Origin of the sequence: Pseudoalteromonas sp. SR45-1 (assembly GCF_014163655.1) — a bacterium.
GTDB classification, from domain to species: domain Bacteria; phylum Pseudomonadota; class Gammaproteobacteria; order Enterobacterales; family Alteromonadaceae; genus Pseudoalteromonas; species Pseudoalteromonas distincta.
In genome coordinates this window covers 175,746-195,721 of the sequence record NZ_JACJDR010000008.1, presented here as the reverse complement: position 1 = coordinate 195,721, position 19,976 = coordinate 175,746, and the positions used below count along the sequence as shown (strand labels likewise).

Annotated in this window: 17 protein-coding genes; 10 read left to right on the top strand and 7 right to left on the bottom strand. The window is 38.8% G+C overall.

All coding sequences use genetic code 11. The features are described from left to right. The first annotated feature begins 2 nt into the window (after nucleotides 1-2). Nucleotides 3-647 carry an NAD(P)H-binding protein gene (locus H5089_RS10395; protein WP_182696387.1) on the top strand — a complete coding sequence of 215 codons (645 nt, stop codon included), beginning with the start codon at nucleotides 3-5 and terminating at the stop codon, nucleotides 645-647. 217 nt (nucleotides 648-864) lie between these two features. Here H5089_RS10395 and H5089_RS10390 read toward each other — a convergent pair whose 3' ends face one another. Next, complete coding sequence (locus tag H5089_RS10390) at nucleotides 865-1,128, bottom strand: ubiquinone biosynthesis accessory factor UbiK (RefSeq protein WP_002959905.1); 264 nt, start codon at nucleotides 1,126-1,128, stop codon at nucleotides 865-867. A 161-nt stretch (nucleotides 1,129-1,289) separates the two neighbouring features. On the opposite strand from H5089_RS10390, the gene rep reads away from it, so the two are divergent. Further along, complete coding sequence (gene rep / locus H5089_RS10385) at nucleotides 1,290-3,308, top strand: DNA helicase Rep (RefSeq protein ID WP_182693720.1); 2,019 nt, start codon at nucleotides 1,290-1,292, stop codon at nucleotides 3,306-3,308. Between the two features lie 15 nt (nucleotides 3,309-3,323). On the opposite strand, the gene H5089_RS10380 is transcribed toward rep, so the two are convergent. The 3 genes from H5089_RS10380 to elbB form a co-directional block, all read right to left on the bottom strand. Next, a complete protein-coding gene (locus H5089_RS10380) occupies nucleotides 3,324-5,888 on the bottom strand; it encodes a diguanylate cyclase domain-containing protein (protein ID WP_182696385.1) in 2,565 nt (854 codons plus the stop codon). Between the two features lie 164 nt (nucleotides 5,889-6,052). After that, entirely contained in the window at nucleotides 6,053-6,448 is a 396-nt protein-coding gene (locus H5089_RS10375) for a cytochrome c5 family protein (protein ID WP_002959908.1), read from the bottom strand. Between the two features lie 233 nt (nucleotides 6,449-6,681). Next, nucleotides 6,682-7,329, bottom strand: coding sequence for an isoprenoid biosynthesis glyoxalase ElbB (gene elbB / locus H5089_RS10370; protein WP_182696384.1), 648 nt, complete (start codon nucleotides 7,327-7,329; stop codon nucleotides 6,682-6,684). Between the two features lie 523 nt (nucleotides 7,330-7,852). On the opposite strand from elbB, the gene polA reads away from it, so the two are divergent. The 3 genes from polA to H5089_RS10355 all read left to right on the top strand — a co-directional run bounded on the left by polA (nucleotide 7,853) and on the right by H5089_RS10355 (nucleotide 12,181). Continuing rightward, complete coding sequence (gene polA, locus H5089_RS10365; protein ID WP_138488411.1) at nucleotides 7,853-10,588, top strand: DNA polymerase I; 2,736 nt, start codon at nucleotides 7,853-7,855, stop codon at nucleotides 10,586-10,588. Nucleotides 10,589-11,078: 490 nt separating this feature from the next. Beyond that, the gene (locus H5089_RS10360) at nucleotides 11,079-11,666 is read left to right on the top strand and encodes a YceI family protein (RefSeq protein WP_182694000.1); all 588 of its coding nucleotides are present in this window, start codon (nucleotides 11,079-11,081) and stop codon (nucleotides 11,664-11,666) included. Continuing rightward, entirely contained in the window at nucleotides 11,663-12,181 is a 519-nt protein-coding gene (locus H5089_RS10355) for a DUF1285 domain-containing protein (protein WP_182696383.1), read from the top strand. Before H5089_RS10360 ends, H5089_RS10355 begins: the two co-directional genes overlap by 4 nt. A 9-nt stretch (nucleotides 12,182-12,190) precedes the next feature. Here H5089_RS10355 and yihA read toward each other — a convergent pair whose 3' ends face one another. Then, on the bottom strand, nucleotides 12,191-12,859 hold the full coding sequence (gene yihA / locus H5089_RS10350; RefSeq protein ID WP_007377272.1) for a ribosome biogenesis GTP-binding protein YihA/YsxC: 669 nt from the start codon (nucleotides 12,857-12,859) through the stop codon (nucleotides 12,191-12,193). 281 nt (nucleotides 12,860-13,140) lie between these two features. On the opposite strand from yihA, the gene H5089_RS10345 reads away from it, so the two are divergent. From H5089_RS10345 to H5089_RS10335, 3 genes are all read left to right on the top strand, one after another. Next, nucleotides 13,141-13,773 (top strand): cytochrome c, encoded by a 633-nt coding sequence (locus H5089_RS10345; RefSeq protein WP_182682808.1) that lies wholly within the window; start codon nucleotides 13,141-13,143, stop codon nucleotides 13,771-13,773. Between the two features lie 753 nt (nucleotides 13,774-14,526). Next, nucleotides 14,527-15,111, top strand: a complete 585-nt coding sequence (yihI, locus tag H5089_RS10340) for a Der GTPase-activating protein YihI (RefSeq protein ID WP_002959924.1) — start codon at nucleotides 14,527-14,529, stop codon at nucleotides 15,109-15,111. A 12-nt stretch (nucleotides 15,112-15,123) separates the two neighbouring features. After that, nucleotides 15,124-15,639 (top strand): DUF2489 domain-containing protein, encoded by a 516-nt coding sequence (locus H5089_RS10335; RefSeq protein ID WP_002959926.1) that lies wholly within the window; start codon nucleotides 15,124-15,126, stop codon nucleotides 15,637-15,639. 76 nt (nucleotides 15,640-15,715) lie between these two features. Here the strand turns inward: H5089_RS10335 and hemN are convergent, their stop codons facing one another. Together hemN and yjgA are read right to left on the bottom strand one after the other, a co-directional pair. Beyond that, a complete protein-coding gene (hemN, locus tag H5089_RS10330; RefSeq protein ID WP_182712159.1) occupies nucleotides 15,716-17,089 on the bottom strand; it encodes an oxygen-independent coproporphyrinogen III oxidase in 1,374 nt (457 codons plus the stop codon). Between the two features lie 123 nt (nucleotides 17,090-17,212). Then, nucleotides 17,213-17,746 carry a ribosome biogenesis factor YjgA gene (gene yjgA, locus H5089_RS10325; RefSeq protein ID WP_002959930.1) on the bottom strand — a complete coding sequence of 178 codons (534 nt, stop codon included), beginning with the start codon at nucleotides 17,744-17,746 and terminating at the stop codon, nucleotides 17,213-17,215. A 144-nt stretch (nucleotides 17,747-17,890) separates the two neighbouring features. Between yjgA and pmbA the strand changes: the two genes are divergently transcribed. Continuing rightward, a complete protein-coding gene (gene pmbA / locus H5089_RS10320; protein WP_165742846.1) occupies nucleotides 17,891-19,240 on the top strand; it encodes a metalloprotease PmbA in 1,350 nt (449 codons plus the stop codon). Between the two features lie 72 nt (nucleotides 19,241-19,312). Further along, nucleotides 19,313-19,792, top strand: coding sequence for a DUF721 domain-containing protein (locus tag H5089_RS10315; RefSeq protein WP_002959934.1), 480 nt, complete (start codon nucleotides 19,313-19,315; stop codon nucleotides 19,790-19,792). The last annotated feature ends 184 nt before the right edge of the window (nucleotides 19,793-19,976 follow it).

The window sequence follows — 19,976 nt, the reverse complement described above, 5'->3', positions numbered from 1 at the left end:
CCATGACTAAAACGGCGGTGTTAATAGGTGCTACAGGCTTGGTCGGTAATGAGTTGCTCCATAAGTTACTTAATAGCGATCGTTATACAAAAGTAGTTACGTTAAGCCGTCGAGCTCTGCCTGTCACACATGCAAAGCTAGTTAATCACGTTATTGATTTTGAAGAATTAACTCAATATGTTGAGCTTTTTAAAGGTGATGTATTGTTTTCGTGTTTGGGCACAACCCGTAAACGAGCGGGCTCGATACACGCTCAGCGTAAAGTTGATTTTGATTATCAGTTTATAGCGGCGCAGTTAGCGGCATGTAATGGCGTTACGCATTATTGCTTAGTGTCATCAAGCGGGGCGAATACGCACAGTAATAGTGCTTATTTGAAAATGAAGGGAGAGCTTGAGCAACATATTAAAGCACTCCCTTTTGATAAAATAAGTATTTTACAACCATCTTTATTATTAGGCGATCGTGAGCAATTTAGAGTGGCAGAAAAGATAGGCAGTATTATTTTTCCTGTTATTACACGATTTGCGTTTTTAAAGCGTTACAAACCAATAACTGGCGAACAAGTTGCGCAAAAAATGCTGAGTGTGAGTTTAGCTCAGCGGGCTAAGTTGTCTTATTATGTACTTGATGAGCTATTTGAATAAACTGAGTAAAACGCAAAAGGCAGCCTAAGCTGCCTTTTTTGTACATTAAATTAATACCAATTTTATTAAAAAAATTATCATTCTAGTGTATTAGATAACTCACGAACTACGTTAAAAATTATTTATATAGAACAACTATGTACCATAATTTTAGCCTTGTTATTGAGCTATTTTCTTATCGCTGTAATAGAACACTAATTTAATGCAATTGGTATAATTATTCAGCGTCAGTTTTAGCGCTAAGTTGTTGCTCAAGCAATGAAACTTTAGCTTCGAGTTCGGTTAACTTTTCGCGAGTACGAATAAGTACTTGGCTTTGCACATCAAATTCTTCACGGCTCACAAAGTCCATCTCAGCAAGCTTGTTTTGTAGAACTTGCTTTGTTTTACCTTCGAGTGTGTCTGCTAGGTTTTTTACACCTTGTGGCATATTGCTAGTAATTTGCTTAGCAATTTCTTCAAGTTTTGCTGGGTTGATCATATTTGTCCCTTCGGCATTGCCTAAATGATAATAACTAATATTACCTTATACCCACGGTATTTAACACATGATCATCTTTACCTTAATTAATTAAGGCAATTGCTATGCTCGCTGTAATGGTTACGTTAAAATTGCGCGTCTTTTAAATTTCTTTGGTCGTTATGAAACTCAATCCTAAACAAGATGAAGCCGTAAAATATATTAGTGGTCCCTGCTTAGTACTCGCGGGCGCAGGCTCTGGTAAAACCCGTGTTATTACGAATAAAATCGCTTATTTAGTGAAAAAATGTGAGTACAAAGCGCGAAATATAGCCGCCGTTACTTTTACCAATAAAGCAGCCAAAGAAATGCGTGAGCGAGTACTGCAAACGCTCGGTAAGCAAGACGCTAAAGGTTTATGGGTATCAACGTTTCATACACTCGGTTTAGAAATAATAAAAAAAGAGTTGAGTACATTAGGGTTTAAACCCGGCTTTTCGTTATTTGATGATCAAGATACCAATCAGCTTCTTAGTGAACTCACCGAAGACGAGCTCAAAAAAGACAAGGACTTACTTAAACTACTTAAAATGGAAATTGGTAGTTGGAAAAACGAATTAGTACTGCCAGAGCAAGCAATACGCGAAGCGCGTGATGCGCAAAAAGCATTGTTTGCGCAGTTATATGGGCGCTATCAAAACCAGCTGCGTGCTTATAATGCACTGGATTTTGATGATTTAATTATGATCCCTACTTTGTTACTTACTAATAACGCCACATCTCGTGAGCGCTGGCAGCAACGCTTTAAATACTTGCTGGTGGATGAGTATCAAGATACCAATACAAGCCAATATCAACTTGTTAAATTGCTAGTAGGCGAGCGTGCCCGTTTTACTGTGGTAGGTGATGACGATCAATCAATTTACTCATGGCGTGGTGCTCGCCCGCAAAACTTAGTGTTATTAGGTAAAGACTACCCAGGGCTTAGACTTATAAAGCTTGAACAAAACTATCGAAGTGCAGGGCGAATACTAAAAGCGGCTAACATTTTAATTGCGAATAACCCACATGACATAGAGAAAAAGTTATTTAGTGAACTAGGTTATGGTGAGCCGATTAAAGTAATAGGGTGCCGCGATGAAGAGCATGAATCTGAGCGTGTGGTTGCTGAAATAATTTCACATAAGTTTATGAAGCGAACCAGCTATAAAGATTACGCGATTTTATATCGTGGTAATCATCAAGCACGTGGCTTTGAAAAATCACTAATGAGTAACCGTATCCCTTATAAAATTAGTGGCGGTATGTCGTTTTTCGCTCGCTCAGAAATTAAAGATATTATGGCGTACTTACGCCTATTAGTTAATCAAGATGATGACAATGCGTTTTTACGTATCGTAAATACACCGCGACGCGAAATAGGCACGGTTACCCTTGAAAAGCTTGGTACGCTTGCTAATGAAAAGCACGCGAGCTTGTTTGCTACCTGTTTTGATAACGATTTAGGCTACAGACTAAAAGGGCGTGGCTTTAATGCGCTTGCTGGATTTGCACGCTGGGTTGTTGAGCTATCTGATAACGCAGTACGCGGTGATACGCTCGAAGCTGTTAAAGACTTAGTGCGTAATATTAATTACGAGGCATATTTGTACGAGTCGTCACCGAGTGCAAAAGCGGCTGAAATGCGTATGAAAAACGTATCAGAGCTGTATCGTTGGATAACAGATATGTTGACCGGTGATGCCGACAACGAACCAATGACATTAGCCGAGGTTGTTAGCAAGCTAACCCTTCGCGATATGCTTGAGCGTAACGAAGAAGAAGATGAAACCGATGCAGTGCACTTATCAACACTACATGCATCAAAGGGCTTAGAGTACCCGTACGTATTTATGGTGGGTATGGAAGAGGGTTTACTTCCGCATCAGGTAAGTATTGATGAGGACAACGTAGATGAAGAACGTCGCTTAGCTTATGTTGGTATTACTCGCGCACAGCAGGAGTTAACACTTACTTATGCAAAGATACGTCGTCAATTTGGTGAAACCTCACAAACTGAATTAAGCCGATTTGTACAAGAGTTACCGCAGGACGATCTTGCGTTCGAAAACAAAAAAGCGCCAAATACCCAAGCAGAGCGCATGGAAAAAGGCCAAGCAAGAGTCGCTAACTTACGAGCGATGTTTAAAAAGCCTGAGTAATACCTCAGGCTAACTTTATAAAGACTGGGTTGCTTGCACTTCAGGTAACTCAGAGCATACTAAAGCGTGTTGTTTACCTACAAAAAATGCCAAACCGTGTTTATCTAATAAAGCTCTAAAATTAAGTATTGATGGGCCTTTAGCAATGACCTTCATTGCTTTGAGCTTTGTAATTGCAAGCACGCCCTGTAGCTGAAAATCGTAACTTTCTTGTTGTAAAACACGTTTACTAAAGGTCGAGCTAAGTAGTAAATAATCAAAATTAATATCGGTTAGTAAATTAAGTTCGCACCTGTCTTTAGCAAAATTGTTTAAACCAATTGAATAACCAAGTTGCGATAGCGTTTTGAGGTTTTTTATTTGCGTTGCACATGCGTGGCGAATTTCTTGTTCATCAAATAATAAACAGAGTTGGCTTTGTCCTTGTTGTTTATTTAGCGTATCTGTAAATAAAACAAATTCGTGTTCCTCAAGTAGCAAACCAGAGCAAGGAACCAATGCCATAGCTACATTTGCAGTAATTGCTTGTGCATAGGCGCGTTGTAATAGTTGTAACTCTACTTGCAGATGCTGCTCTTTATCTGATGCAAACTTTTTCAAAATATCAAAGCTAGTAAAGCCAAGTATTGGGTGTTCACCAAATGCTTCAAATAAAGATTCAGACTGTTGTTGCTCATCAAGCGTAATTATTTCTGAGCTTCTAAAACTCATAGGTAATATATCAAGGTGATGTTGTGCTTTTAGAGTCTGCGCAGGTATTGATTGCGTTAATAGCGGATGAAATAACTCGTAACGATTTTTTCCTGAGTTTTTGGCGTGATACATGGCGGCATCGGCATCACGAATAATTTCATCTGTATGCGTATAGCTTTTCTTTGAGTAGGTTATCCCTATACTTGCGCCACTTTGTAAAGACTCACCTTTGAGATAAAAGGGTTTTTTCATTAAATCTATAATACGATTTGCAACATCTTCTGCTTGTTGAGGCTCAGTTAAATGGGTTAATAAAATAACAAATTCATCCCCGCCTAAACGTGCTAGTAAATCATGCTCGCGTATACATTGGGCAAATAACTCACTTACGTTAATTAAAAATTGATCGCCTGCATGGTGGCCAAGCTGATCGTTAATATCTTTAAATTTATCTAAATCGATAAACAAAACAGCAAAGTGGTGCTCAGGAAAACGTTGATAATGTTGTAGCGTTTTTTCGAGCTGAGTTAAAAATAGACTACGATTAGGCAAGCTCGTAAGTGAATCGTGATGTGCATCATGATAAAGCTGCTGCTCTATTTTTTTTCGCTCATCTATTTGCATTTGTAAGTGCAGATTAGTTTGACGCAATTCTTTGGTTTTTTCGTTTACTCTAAATTCGAGTTCTTGATGGCTTTTTGCAATTGCTTGATTGACGAGCTTTGTTTGTAAAACAGCTGCAATTTGATGCGATACAAAGGTAATTAACTCGCAATCATCTCGGCTGAAAATATGTTTGTTATCGTAGGCTTGGCAAACAATAAGGCCGATAACACCTTGAGCTGTTTTAAGTGGAGCGCCTAACCAGCTAGTGGCCATTTGCTCTTTTGGTACAGGTGCTGAACGTTGTACCACACCGCTTACTATTAATTCTTTTGCTCTACATGGGTGTATTAGTTGTGTTTCTTCGGTGCTTATTACCAGTTCGCTATAACCTTTAGCAAAGCGTCTTGGCTGTGTATTTTCTTTAAATTCATCTACGCAATAAGGAAAACTAATCCACCCTGTTTCTTTATCATAAAGCGCAATATATAAGTTTTCTGCGTAGGTAATTGTTTTTATTATTTCGTGTATCTTAAAATAAGCGTCATCAAGGTTTTTAGCTTGTGTTGCTATCTCAGATATTTTAAATAGAATTTGTTGGCGTTGAAGTGCGCGTTTACGCTGCTCTATTTCAAGGTTTAGTGCATCGTTACTTTGAGTGAGTGCGCGGGTGCGAATTTTAACTTCTGACTCAAGAAGCTCTCGTTTTTTTACACGCTCTATTGCTGTTGCCAAATAAAGCGACATAAACTCAAGTAGTTGTATTTGCTGTGAGCTATAGCCTTGTTTTGTATCGTAACTTTGCGCTGCTAAAACACCGATAATATTATGTTCTTGGTAAACAGGTACGCCTACCCAATGTTCGGCAGGAGTGCCTAATGCTTTAAATAAACCTTCTGCTGCAGCATCTTGCATTTGCTGCTTGGTAAAACATGTGGTTTTACCCTGTTTAAATACATAACCCGTGGCGCCTTCATCAAAGCTATTTGATTGGTTAAGGGCGACGGCAATACCATCTTTTTCATCTGAAAAGTAAGAAAGCTCTAGTGATTGGCTGTATTGATTTAGCAGCACCACATAAAAACTTTTACTAGGTACGTACTTTTGTAAAATGTCATGGATGGCGGGGTATAGCAGGGTTAGCTCGGCCACAGTACTTGCCTGCTCTGATAATTGGATCAGGGCATTTTGTAAGTGATGTGATTGTTTGTATTTTTCGAGAAGCGCTCTAAGGCGTTTATTTTGATACGCCAATTTACTCGATACTGATAGTTTATCTTCCAATGATCTAACCGGCTATTTTTATTGTATAGTTATTAGCCTTATACTTTCACTTTTAGTGCTTATCGTCAAGTTGATATTCCTACTAAAGCAGTAGCTAGACACACTATTTTAGGCATTAAAAAAGGCTTACAGAAGTAAACCTTTTTTGTATATTTCAATCGAGCTTATTTAGATGTCATAAAGTCGATAGCAGCGCTAATCTCATCATCAGAACAATCCATACACGTGCCTTTTGGAGGCATAGCATTAAAGCCATTTAGTGCATGCTCAAGTAAAGTGTCTTTACCTTTAGCAATACGTGGAGCCCAATCGTCAGCCGATTTAGGCGCGCCTAGTGCACCAGTGCCGTGACATGCAAAACATGCACCTTGATATACTTGCTCACCAGAGCGAGGACCGGTAGGCGCCGCTGCAACTGCAGCTTTATCGCCTTCAAGGTATACAGCACCAACCGGCGCGAGACGTGCTTTAATTGCATCTTCAGTCATAGAGTTATCATATGGCTGTGCGTATGCAGTGGTTGCTAGCAATAATAATGCTGCAGCTGTTAATTTTTTCATTTTGCCTTGCTCACTTCGATTTGAACGTGATCAATCACGATTAAAGATGACGGAAATTAAACCGATTATAACTCTCTGGGCCAATTTATAAAATGCTAAGAGCCGTTTTTATTAATAAAACTGACTACTTTTTGCGTTAACGCAATAAAATTTAATTATTTACTGTTTTTTGTTAAGCAATTTAATAAGCGTAATCAGTCATACAATTAACTTTTTAGATCCTAAGATCAAAATCAATTTATTGATAATACGCTACTAACTAGTTTTGCGATCCCTGCGTCGGCTTCAAGAATCGATTCTGCCAACATGTAAGCAGGGGTGGTAACTAACTTATTTGGTTCATCGATAACTACACCGTCAACCGCACAATCTATATGTTTAGCGCCTAATGTGCTTAGCGCTTGTGCTGTCTCTACATCGTTACCAATAGTAAGTGCGGCGTTATCGTAAATAAATGGGATCAATGCGGGTGCAATACACATATAACCTGCAGGCTTATTTGCTTTTGCAAATGATTTACAAGCATTAAGGACGTCCTGATTGATATTTGCTTTTGCGCCTTTAATTGCAAAATCGCATAAGTTTTTTGCAGCACCGAAACCGCCAGGTACAATTAATGCGTCAAACTGAGTCACGTCTAGTTCAATCAGCGATTTAATGTCACCTCGTGCAATGCGAGCAGCTTCTGTTAATACATTGCGTTTATCAGGCATTACTTCACCTGTTAAATGGTTAATGGTATGAAGTTGTTCAATATCTGGTGCAAAACACTGATACGTTGCGCCATTTTTGGCTATATGTAATAAAGTTAAAATTGCTTCATTAATTTCACTACCATCGTACACACCAGACCCTGCTAATATTACTGCTACGTTTTTCATGCTTTTGTCCCCTAAAGTCTTTTTTATAAGTCGATCGGATGAAGTTTAACATGCTCAAAATTTCTCGCGAAAATAAATTTTTAGTACAAAAATCATTCGCAGTGCAAGTCGTTTTGCGGTTTATGCCATTTGCGATCACTTTGCCTTTAAAAAAATTATAAAGGATCGCTATGATCTTCGATCCATTGTGCTAGAATACTCCTCCGGTTATTTAAATGGACGCGAATAATCAAAGTGAATAACAACAGAAGCAGTCGTTAGAAAACCTTTTTCCACATTGGTTTAAAATAATAAAAAAAGAACCTCGTATTATCTTTTTTAAATTAAAACATACAGTTAAAGTATTTTCTAGGCATTTTATAATGCTTTGGAAGAATAGCTCGTGGCTGTTATCTACACACTTATCCACAGCTTGCTCTAGTTTTAATAACACGATAAACAGTAATTCACAGTCGTTTTATTTACTACCTTATGGCATGCTTATAATTACCTTAATTTTTTGCATTTAGGATCCAAATTCACCATGGCTCAGATCCCCGAAAACCCACTTATTTTAGTTGATGGCTCGTCATATTTATTTCGTGCTTATCATTCTCCGCCGCATTTAACTAATTCTAAAGGTGAGGCTACGGGCGCTATTTATGGCGTGATCAACATGCTTAAAAGCTTGATCAGACAATATGATCCCTCACACATGGTGGTTATATTTGATGCTAAAGGCAAAACGTTCCGTAACGATATGTATAGCGAATATAAGGCAAATCGCCCGCCGATGCCGGATGACTTACGTACGCAAATAGCACCAATACATAGCATTATCAAAGCGATGGGTTTTCCGCTAATTAGTATCGAAGGCGTTGAAGCTGATGATGTTATTGGCACATTTGCACGCATTGCAACTGAGCAAAAACGGCATGTCCTTGTCTCCACTGGTGATAAAGATATGGCGCAACTTGTAAATGAACACGTTACATTAATAAACACGATGACCGACAGTATTTCAGATCCTGTTACCGTAGTGGAAAAGTTTGGTGTAGGCCCCGAACTTATTATCGATTACTTGGCACTAATGGGCGATAAGGTCGACAATATCCCAGGTGTTGAAGGCTGTGGTCCAAAAACGGCCGTTAAGTGGTTAGAGAAATATGGCTCGTTGCAAGGTGTAATGGATCACGCAAGTGAGATTAAGGGTAAAATAGGTGAAAAGTTAGCTGCAGCTCTCGATCATCTGCCTTTAAGCTACGAGCTTGCAACAATTAAGTGCGATGTTGAAGTCGAATCAGATCTTGATACGTTCAAATTACAAGAGCCAAATAAAGACGAATTAATTGCACTATATGGTGAGTGTGAATTTCGTCGTTGGTTAGCTGAGTTACTAGATAACCCCAAAGATGCAGAAACACATCTAGCTGTACCTACCGAAGCCACTGAATTACCAAAAGTAGAAGATGCCCATTACGAAACTATTTTAACGCAAGCGCAATTTGATACGTTAATAGAGCAATTAAATAGTGCCGAGTTATTTGCATTTGATACAGAAACTACCAGCCTTGATTACATGAAAGCGCAATTAGTGGGTATGAGTTTTGCCGTAAAAGCGGGTGAAGCTGTGTATTTACCTCTAGCGCATGACTACCCGGGTGCGCCTGAGCAATTAAGTCTGGAATTTGTAATGCAAAAGCTAGGTCCAATTTTGGCCGATGAAAACAAAGCTAAAGTAGGGCAAAACCTTAAATACGACAAAAGTGTATTAGCGAATGCAGGTTTTGCGCTAAATGGTATTAAGTTTGACACCATGCTTGAGTCATACGTATTTAATAGTGTGGGTACACGCCACGATATGGACTCGCTAGCACTTAAATATCTAGGTCATAAAAATATTAGCTTTGAAGATATTGCTGGCAAAGGTAAAAAGCAACTTACCTTTAACCAAATTGAACTTGAAAAAGCTGCGCCTTACGCTGCAGAAGATGCCGATATTACTTTACGCCTACATGAAGTGCTTTGGCCAAAAATAGCGGCTGATGAAAAGCTAAAATCTGTATTCGAAGATATAGAAATGCCACTTGTTAGTGTGATTTCTGATATTGAACGAACCGGCGTTGCAATAGATAGCAATATGCTTGCAGCACATAGCCAACGATTAGGCGAGCGTTTAATTGAGCTTGAAAAAGAAGCATTTGAAATAGCAGGCGAACCATTTAATTTAAGCTCTCCTAAGCAACTACAAGTATTGTTGTTTGAAAAGCTTGGCCTGCCTATTATCAAAAAAACACCTAAAGGTGCACCTTCTACCGCAGAAGAAGTATTGCAAGAGCTTGCTCATGATTATCCACTACCTAAAGTAATTATAGAGCATCGTGGTTTATCAAAGCTTAAATCGACTTATACTGATAAATTACCATTAATGGTGAATGAGAAAACCCAGCGTGTACATACGTCATATCATCAGGCAATTACAGCAACGGGGCGCTTGAGTTCAACCGATCCTAATTTACAAAATATTCCTATTCGTTCAGAAGAAGGGCGTCGAATTCGTGAAGCGTTTATAGCTGCAGATGGTTACAAAATTGTCGCTGCCGATTACAGCCAAATTGAGCTGCGTATTATGGCGCACCTTTCACAAGACAAAGGTCTATTAAATGCATTTGCTAACGGCTTAGATGTACACAGTGCAACTGCCGCTGAAGTATTTGGTGTAGAGCTTGATGATGTAACTACCGATATGCGCCGCAAGGCGAAAGCAGTAAACTTTGGCTTAATTTACGGTATGTCTGCATTTGGTTTAGCACGTCAACTAGATGTGCCGCGCCACGAAGCGCAGCATTACATAGATAAATACTTTGAGCGTTTTCCTGGTGTATTAGAGTACATGGAAACAACACGCGAAAAAGCAGCTGAAAATGGCTACGTTGAAACAATATTTGGTCGCCGCCTACATTTACCAGAAATAAACGCACGTAATGGCGCGCGCAGAAAAGGAGCCGAACGTGCTGCTATAAACGCACCAATGCAAGGTACTGCTGCTGATATTATTAAAAAAGCAATGCTGAGCGTTAACCGCTGGGTACACGAACAGGCGCCAAATACGATTAAGCTACTAATGCAAGTACACGATGAATTGGTATTTGAAATTAAAACAGACTGCGCACCTGAATACACAAAACATATTTGTGAGCTGATGTCGCAAGCTGCAGCGCTTGATGTGCCGCTTATTGTTGAAGCCGACGAAGGTGACAACTGGGAACAAGCCCATTAATGCAATTTGAGCATTTTAATTAAAGCGCCTTTTGGCGCTTTTTTTATGTTTAATAAAAATGGCGAATAACAGCTATTTAATTAGCTATATGCAAGCTTTAGTTAAAATAAGGTTAATTTAAGCAACTATTTGTATTAAATAGTTATATGTTCGTCAATTCGAGCTGTTTTACAGGAATATGATTGTATTTTAATGCGTGCTTTTGTTAAAGTCCCGCCTGTCCTATCCTGTAGGACATCCTGTTGATGATGCATCTGAAAGGGTGCAACAAATTGATAGCTTCTCCCCAGTTTGCTATACCGGCCTACCAACTTGTTTGGTGGGCCGTTTTTTGTTTTACGCCTAAAAATCCTATCTAATTAATTCTTTTTTGCGCTATACCAATTGTATTGTGCATTCGTCACTTCGAGGTGGTTTGGGTACATCGCAGGTGATACCATCGAAGTGCTATCATTTTTATTCTTTTCATTTTATTACTAAGGAGTGCGTTATGTTTAAAGCATTAGCTATTGCAGGTTTTTCTTTATCAAGTTTAGTTATTTCTAATGTTGCTCAGGCTAATTGGCAGCTAGTGAATGATAAAAGCCAACTAAGCTTTGTTTCAATTAAAAAAGATTCGATTGCTGAAGCTCACCATTTTACTAACCTTGAAGGTATGCTTTCTGATAAAGGTGAGTTTAGCGTTAATGTTGATTTAACATCAGCCGAAACTCTAATCCCTATTCGTAATGAGCGTTTAGCTACGTTTTTATTCGAAGCGGCTAAATTCCCCAATGCTGTTTTAACTGCAAATTTAACTAAAGAGCTAAGTAATATCAAAAAGCCTGGTCAATATGTATTGAAGGGTATTACAGCTGAGCTTGATTTTCATGGTAATAAAAAACCATTGGCAATTGATGTACTCGTTAACAGCACGCAAAGTGGTGATTTAACGGTATCATCATTAACACCTATTATTATTAATAGTGATGATTTTGGTGTAACCGAAGGCGTTAAAAAGCTGCAAGAGTTAGCGGGCTTGCCTTCAATTGCAACAGCTGTGCCTGTTACATTTGCAATAACACTTAAAAAACAGTGATTTCTTTAAGTGAGCTTAGCAAGCGATTAAGCGAGCCAAGCAAACCTTTTGATAGTTGGCAGCCTAACCATTGTGGGGAGCTGCCAATTGTTATTAATAATGAAGGGAAATGGTTTTACGATGGCAGCGAAATAACACGCCCAGCCATGGTGAAGCTGTTTGCTTCTGTATTGTGTAAAGAAGGTGAGCAATTTTATTTAAAAACCCCTGTCGAAAAAATAACAATAACGGTTGAAGATGCGCCGTTTATTATTGTTGATTGGCGCTTTGAAAATACAGCGCAAGGGCAAGTGTTGTGTTGTATTGATAATTTAGCTAGGCAGTGGTTAGTGAGCGCTCAGCAGCCCTTGCATATAAAAGACTACAACGGTTCAAAGGTGCCTTATTTAAAGCTACCGTATGGTTGTAGTGCGCGAGTTTCACGCAGTGTATTTTATCAGTGGGCTGAAAAAGCCGAGTCTGATAAGCTCGGCTATTTTATTAAATCTGCAGGAAAGCAGTTTTATTTATCGTAACGCCAGCGTTTAAGCCTCTGGGTTTGTTTCGTCTGTGATTGTTTCATCGGTAGGTGGTACAGCAATAACAGGACCTAAAAACCATTCATCTAGCTTTTTAGCTACTTCTGGTAAACCGGTGCCCTTTAATGATGAAAACGCATGAACTGTAATATCCCCATCAAGCGTGCTTAATTCACGGCGAACTTGCAGTACTTGTGATTTACGAGGGCCTTGCTTTAGTTTGTCGGCTTTAGTTAATAGTGCCAATACTGGAATCTCACTACCAATTGCCCAGTTAATTAAATCACGGTCTAAATCTTTTAATGGATGACGAATATCCATTAAAATAACAATACCTTTTAAGCTTTGACGCTTTTGCAGATATTCACCTAACGACTTTTGCCATTTCTTTTTCATTTCGATTGGTACTTTAGCAAAGCCATAGCCTGGTAAATCGATAAGGCGCATATCGTCAACATCCGCTAAATCGAATGTATTGATTAGCTGAGTACGTCCAGGTGTTTTACTTGTACGTGCTAGCTTCTGATCGGTTAATGCATTTAATGCACTCGACTTACCTGCATTGGAGCGACCGGCAAACGCAACTTCAATTCCCGTATCAGCAGGTAATTTAGTAATGTCGGGAGCGCTTGTTACGAAAGACGCAGTATTATATTTGATACGAGATTTGAGCACAGGCTCTCCTAAAACTTAAAAAAATAACATTGAGTAAACCAAATTCACTCAGGGCGCGTATTTTATACTATAAAGGATGTATTAAAAAGCGTATTTAACCACCTAAAAACAGCACCTATGGTACATTTAAAACATGTTAAAGCTTAATCTAAGTCAAAACCCTGTAAATTATAAGCTTAATATGTGTAGAAAACGTGCCAGAGAATTTATTATCGTGTAGAATATATGTATTACAACATCACGATTGTAGATGATACAGGGTCGGAAACAGAGAATTCACCATGAAAAAAATAGCACTATCTTTAACAATATTGCTTGGTGCGTTGTCAGCAAGCAACGCAACAGCATTTGATGGCGATGTAAACGCAGGTAAAGAAAAATCAGCAACGTGTGCGGCTTGTCACGGCCCAGACGGTAATGCGCCGGTTAATATTTACCCTAAAATTGCAGGTCAACATCCAGATTATATCCTTAAGCAACTTCAGGATTTAAAATTAGGTATGACGTCAGGCGGCAAAGAAGGGCGTATGGATCCAGTAATGAGCGCTATGGCTATGCCACTTAGCGAGCAAGACATGAAAGATCTAGCTGCTTATTTTTCTTCAATCAACATGACTGAAGGTGCTACACCTAAAGATGTTGTTGAAGTTGGCGAAATGCTCTTTAAAGCAGGCGATGCGGAGCGTGGGATTCCATCATGTGCAGCATGTCATGGTCCACGTGGTAACGGTTCATCACTTGCTAAGTTTCCAAAAATTTCTTTTCAGCATCCTGGATATATCAAGTCTCAACTTGAAAAATTCCGTGATGGAACTCGTCACAATGACTTAAATGGCATGATGGGCGATATAGCGAAGAAATTAACAGATAAAGATATTGAAGTACTTTCTCAGTACTTAGGTGGTTTACACTAAAGTCGTATTTATTTAGCAATTAATAATAAATACACTACAATGTTTTACAAAAAGCAGCCCAAGCTGCTTTTTTTGTGTGCAAAATTAACGATATCACCCGTTTAAATGTAAGACATTGACCATGCGTTAGTGTGAGAAAAGTCTTCTTTTTATTTCTTATTCATCATTAACCTATTGTATTTTATTGTTTATTTTGTTTTAAAATGTAATAAGTATAATAAAAGTTATATAAACCAGTTGTAACAAAATCATTAACGAGTAAATTAACCACTGTCGCAAAAGAACAATAACAAAACGGAAACAAGCTATAAGGAAAGTGGCGCGGCATGACTACATAGCACAAGATTGGTGCTACTAAAGGAAATAATAAAAAAGTGTCACGATGACCGAAAATAATAAAATACTCATGGAAGTTTAATAACAAAAACAAAATGGAATGTAACAAGGAACGTAAAAATAATAACAATACGGACTGATAATAATAAAAATAATAAAGACTAAAAAAAGTCGAAGGGAGAAGTGTCCAGATAATGGCGCTCAGATTAGCAGGCGGTAGAGATGTTTTCTCTACCGCCTTTTTATTTGTCCTGTTACAATACCCACCGTTTAAAATTAGCGATTAATTAGCTAAGGCGCTTTTAAATGAGAAACCCAACCTCTATAGCGCAAACTGAATTCTTCTGGCTAGGCCAGCACTGCGATGCCCATTAATTTGCGCTTCGCTCAAAACCTCTTAAGTGAGATGATCAAGATATGAGTAGAACTAAAAAGTCACGCAAAAGCCCAGCAAACGGACCTGTTCGTTTAAGCCAAGATAAGCTTAAAGAAATGCGCGCATTAAAAGAGCAGCGAGTTAAAAAAACCAAAGGCGCAAAGCCCGGTTCTCGTAATGCGCCAGATTTACTAGATAGCGAAAGCCAAAATAGTAATCACGCGCCTAAAGATAAGCGTGTAGGCAGTAAAAAGCCTGTGCCGTTAATCGCAACCGCGCCAGAGCCTAAAGTTGAAATGAAACGCAACTTAAAGCCAACTATTGAGCTGAAAAAAGTAATCGAGCCTGAATTTACACCTGAACAAGAGCTAGAAGCACTTGAGAATGATGAACGTTTACTTAAATTAGTAGAGCGTCATGAAAAAGGTGAAATGCTAACAGGTAAAGATGCTAAGTACTTTAATAGTCGCATTGCCCGTCATCAGGCGTTATGTGAAATTCTTGGTATTGAAGATGAGGACGAAGACGAGTTTGAAGATGACCTTGAAAGCCAAGGCAATTCTGATTTCGATCAATACTTATCTGATGATTTAGCCAACGAATGGTTAGATGAAGACGACAAATAGTAAGGATAAATAATGAGTACCTCGGTAATTTTAGCCTTACTTTTAGGCGCTGCTATCATAGCTGGTTTGGCATTTTATGCGGGTCAGTTGCTGTATAAGTTAAATGCGCAAAAAAAGTTAATTGCTAAAACGCAGGCTGAACAAAAGCAAAAGCTTGAAAAGTCGCGTTTAAAGCGAAACGCAAAACTAGCCGATAGTATTCATTTAATCGCACGTGCAATGAATGAAGAGCAGTGTGAGTTTTCTGAAGGCTGTTTACGTATTTGGGTACTTATGTCTCAGTATGCCTTTGAAAGCGAGCGTGATTTAACGACGCAGTATCCTGGTATTTATAAAATGTATCAGGTAGTTAAAGAAATGCCGACGCACGATGCACGTAAAAAATACTCTAAAAAAGAGATTTTTAAGCTAGATAAGGCTCGCTGGCAAGCTGAAAAAACACTTAAAGATGAAGTTAAAGCGGATTGCGCTAAAATTATTATCGAGTTTAAAGCCGCTCCAGGTAGCGATAAAGTCGTTTTTAATTAAAGCTACAACTTAAATACAAAAAGCAGACCTAGGTCTGCTTTTTTTGTGCCGATGTATTTATTATCCAGAGTTCAGGCTAAATCACCCTTGAAAAGCGCGTTGCGTTAATTTGTTTTTGTAAGTGAGCATCGAAGCACATACAAATAATACGAATGAATAAGTTACCGCGTGGTGTTACGCTAATTTTATTATCAACTATAGTGACTAGTTCATCTTTTATAAGTGGCGCCAGCGCTACTAATGCATCCTCAAAGTAGTCATTAAATATAAGCGCGTGTTTTTCACTAAAGTCTTGTATATCTAATTCAAATTGGCAAATGAGCTGTTTAATTGCATCAGCACGAATTACATCATCATGTGTTAAGTGCATTCCTTTATTAAGAGCACTACCGCTTTGTGTTTCTACGTTGTGGTAATAATGTTTTAATTCTTTTTGATTTTGTAAAATGGCGGTGCCAATTTGTGAAATTGATGACACGCCTAAACCTAATAAATCACAATTTCCATGGGTTGTATAACCTTGAAAGTTACGATGTAACTTGCCTTCATTTTGCGCAACAGCTAGTTCATTATCAGTTTTTGCAAAATGGTCCATACCAATAAATTGATAGCCTGCTTGCGTCATCTGCTCCAGCGTATTTTTAAACATGGTGAGCTTATTATGAGCACTGGGTAAATCTGCATCTTTAATCTTACGCTGTGCAGCAAAGCGCTCTGGTAAATGCGCGTAGTTAAACACTGATACTCTGTCAGGGCTTAACTCAATAAGTTGCTCTATAGTTTTCTTAAAGCTCTCTGGCGTTTGCAGAGGTAGCCCGTAAATCATATCTGCATTAATAGATTGAAATCCTAGCTCGCGAGCTTGTGTAATTAATTGCTTAACGGTATCTGCATTTTGCGGGCGATTAACAGCAAGTTGCACGTCGTCGTTAAAGTCTTGAATCCCAAATGAGACACGGTTAAAGCCAAGCATTCTTAAATCAACAAGCATATTATCGGCAAGTGAGCGTGGGTCTATTTCAATACCGCGCTCTGTTGTGCGTGTAAAATTAAAGTGTTGTTCTAAAAGTTTAATTAAACGGGTCATTTGTTTTGCGGTTAAAAAGGTGGGAGTACCGCCACCTAAATGCAATTGCTCAACCGTGTAGCTTTTAAATAAAGGCGCTTGGGCAGTAATTTCTTTTGCTAAAAAGTCGAGATACGTATCTGCCTTAGATTGATGACGGGTAATTATTTTATTACAGCCACAGTAGTAGCAAAGCTGACTACAAAACGGGATGTGAATATATAAAGAAAGAGAGCGACTTGTTGACGATTCTATAGCGCTTAGTAGGTCTTGTTGCTGATATCCGTCACGCAGTGATAAAGCCGTGGGATAAGAGGTATAACGCGGACCAGACACATTATATTTGTTTATTAGGGTTTCATCCCATTGTGGAAGTTTAATCATCACGCACACCTAAGTATTTATTTATTGGGGATTATAAAAAAGTACTCAGGAAGGCGGTTTGATCTATAACAAAAAAGGTGCCGAAGCACCTTGTTTAATAAAATATAACTTAATACGACCTAATTAATACGTAATAGTATGAGCATCTTTAAGGTATTGAAATAATTCTTTATAACCTTTACCCGGCTTTTCAGCTTTCGCTTCTTTTGCCGCATTTCGAACCAATTGGCGCATTTGTTGACGATCAAGAGATGGAAACTGCTCAATAGTCTCATTGATAAGGTCATCACCTTGCTCAATTAAATCTGAACGTAATTGCTCAATTTTTTTGACCAATACTTCAGCTTGGTTATTTTTATTAAGCATCACATCGATAATCGCTTTAATATCATCAATGTTTTCTACAGTACGCAGTGTTTTAGCGATGTAATTTAAGTGGCGGCGATACGCGTCGCTTTTGTTACTTATTTTATCAGCAACAACCATCGCTTCTTTTAAATCGTCATTTAATGGCAGGCGTTCGCGCTGTTTTTTACCCATTTTGGCAATTTCAGTACCTAACTGATGAAACTCTTGCGCTTCGCGTTTAAGCTCCGTTCTTGATACATATTCAATTTCTTCTTCAATTTCAGCAGGCTTGCCTTTTTTCTTTGCCATGGGGTGCTCTTAAATAAAAATAACTTTTGCCATTATACATGAATATGATACTTAGGAATATTAGCTGATGTGATGCATTGAGTGTGTTAGCATTTAAATATAAGAAATGCGTGCATTATGCCTCTAAGGCTCAGGACTTAATTTATGAAAAGCCAACAAAACGATCCAATTTATTCTCAAATATCGCAAGTTAAAGATGCGGTAGCAGAAGTACTCGAACATGCTAAAAAATTAGGCGCTACAGCTGCAGAAGCTGCGATGTCTAGCACGTCTGGTTTATCGGTTAGTACACGAATGGGTGAAGTAGAAACCATTGAGTTCAACCAAGACGGCGGCTTAGGCATTAGTGTATATGTTGGTAATAATAAAGGCTCGGCGTCAACTGCTGACTTAAATCCAAAAACATTGCGCACGGTAGTCGAAAAAGCGATTGATATAGCCAAATTTACATCTGATGATCCATTTAACGGCGTTGCTGATAAAGAGTTACTTGAATTTAATCCTAAAGATTTAGATTTATATCATCCTTGGGATGTAAGTCCTGAGGAAGGCATTGAGCTTTGTCATGCTGCTGAGCAAGCTGCATTAAATGCAGATGAGCGTATTGTTAACTCTGATGGTGCGAGTTTTTCATCGCATCAGGGATTACGTGTTTATGGTAACAGCCACGGTTTAATTGCAGGCTTTCCGCGCACTCGTCATAGTATTAGTACTATGGTAATAGGTAAAGATGGCGAACACATGCAGCGCGACTCTGCTTATACAGTTGCTCGCGATCAGGCTGGTTTAAATGATGCGGCGGCAGTGGGTCTTGAAGCGGCAGCTGAAACCTTAGCTAAATTAAACAGCCAAAAGTTAGGCACAATGAAAGTGCCTGTTATTTTTAGAGCCGATATTGCAAATTCATTGTTTGGTCACTTGGTGTCGGCAATTGGTGGTGGCGCGCTTTATCGTAAATCAAGTTTTTTACTTGATAGCTTAGGTACTCAGGTATTTAGTCATTGTGTGAATATTGCTGAGCGCCCACATATTTTAAAAGGGTTGGCATCGTCACCGTTTGATAGCGAAGGTGTTAAAACATTCGATAGAGAAATAATTCAAGGTGGCGAGTTACAAACCTATTTATTAGCAAGTTATGCCGCACGCAAAATGAATATGACGCCAACAGGGCATGCTGGCGGTATACATAACTGGCTCGTTGAGCAAACTCATAACGATTTAACTGCACTATTAAAAACCATGGGTACTGGCTTATTAGTTACAGAGCTAATGGGGCAGGGCGTAAATACCGTAACGGGTGACTACTCTCGTGGTGCTGCAGGTTTTTGGGTTGAGAATGGTGAAATTCAATATCCGGTAAGTGAAATTACTATTGCTGGTAATTTAAAAGACATGTTTAAAGGTATTTCCGCCATTGGTGGTGATATAGAACGCCGTGGTGGTATTCAAACAGGCTCAGTATTAATCGAGCAAATGCAAATAGCCGGCGCGTAGTATTAATACGCAGTGTATACTTAGACCCAGAGTATTATCTTTGGGTCTAAGTGAGTTTTTACGAGGTGTAAAATGGCTAAAGATAGATATGCACCAAAACCGCTAACCGATATTATGGCGGGGTTAAATAATCGTTTATCGGCTTATGCAGGCAAAAGCCAAGCACTTGATACACAGCAAACCTTATTAAAAGATTTTTTAGGCCCTAAATTGGGTGATAAATGCCGAGTTAGTAATTACCGAGACGGCACGCTAATGATAGAGGCGGTATCTGCGCCTATCGCGCTTAGGCTTAATTATTTAAAAATGGATATGCTTTCACACTTTAGAGCAGCTGGAATGGCAGAGCTTGGACAAATAAAAATAACTGCAAATCCTCAAGCAACTCAGCGATTAAGTACCGCGAATAAATCGGGCAGCCCTACAGTTACCAACTCTCGGAAAATGAGTGAGCAAACCGCTAATTACTTAAATGCGATAGCGGCTTCTGCCCCCCCTTCATTAAAAGAAAAACTAGAGCGTTTAGCGCTCCACGGGAAGAATAAAAGTTAGCCTTAGCCACCCGCTATATTGTTATTGGTAGGGCTATTTTTGCAGCTCACCGCATTCAAAATACTTTGTTACATATTCCATTTTATTGTTGGTCTAATGAGGTTTATGATACTGCGTGGTGTGCTTTATTATTTAAAGCTCCCTTGATACCCATTCCATTAAGTAAAAGCGTACAGGCAGTGCT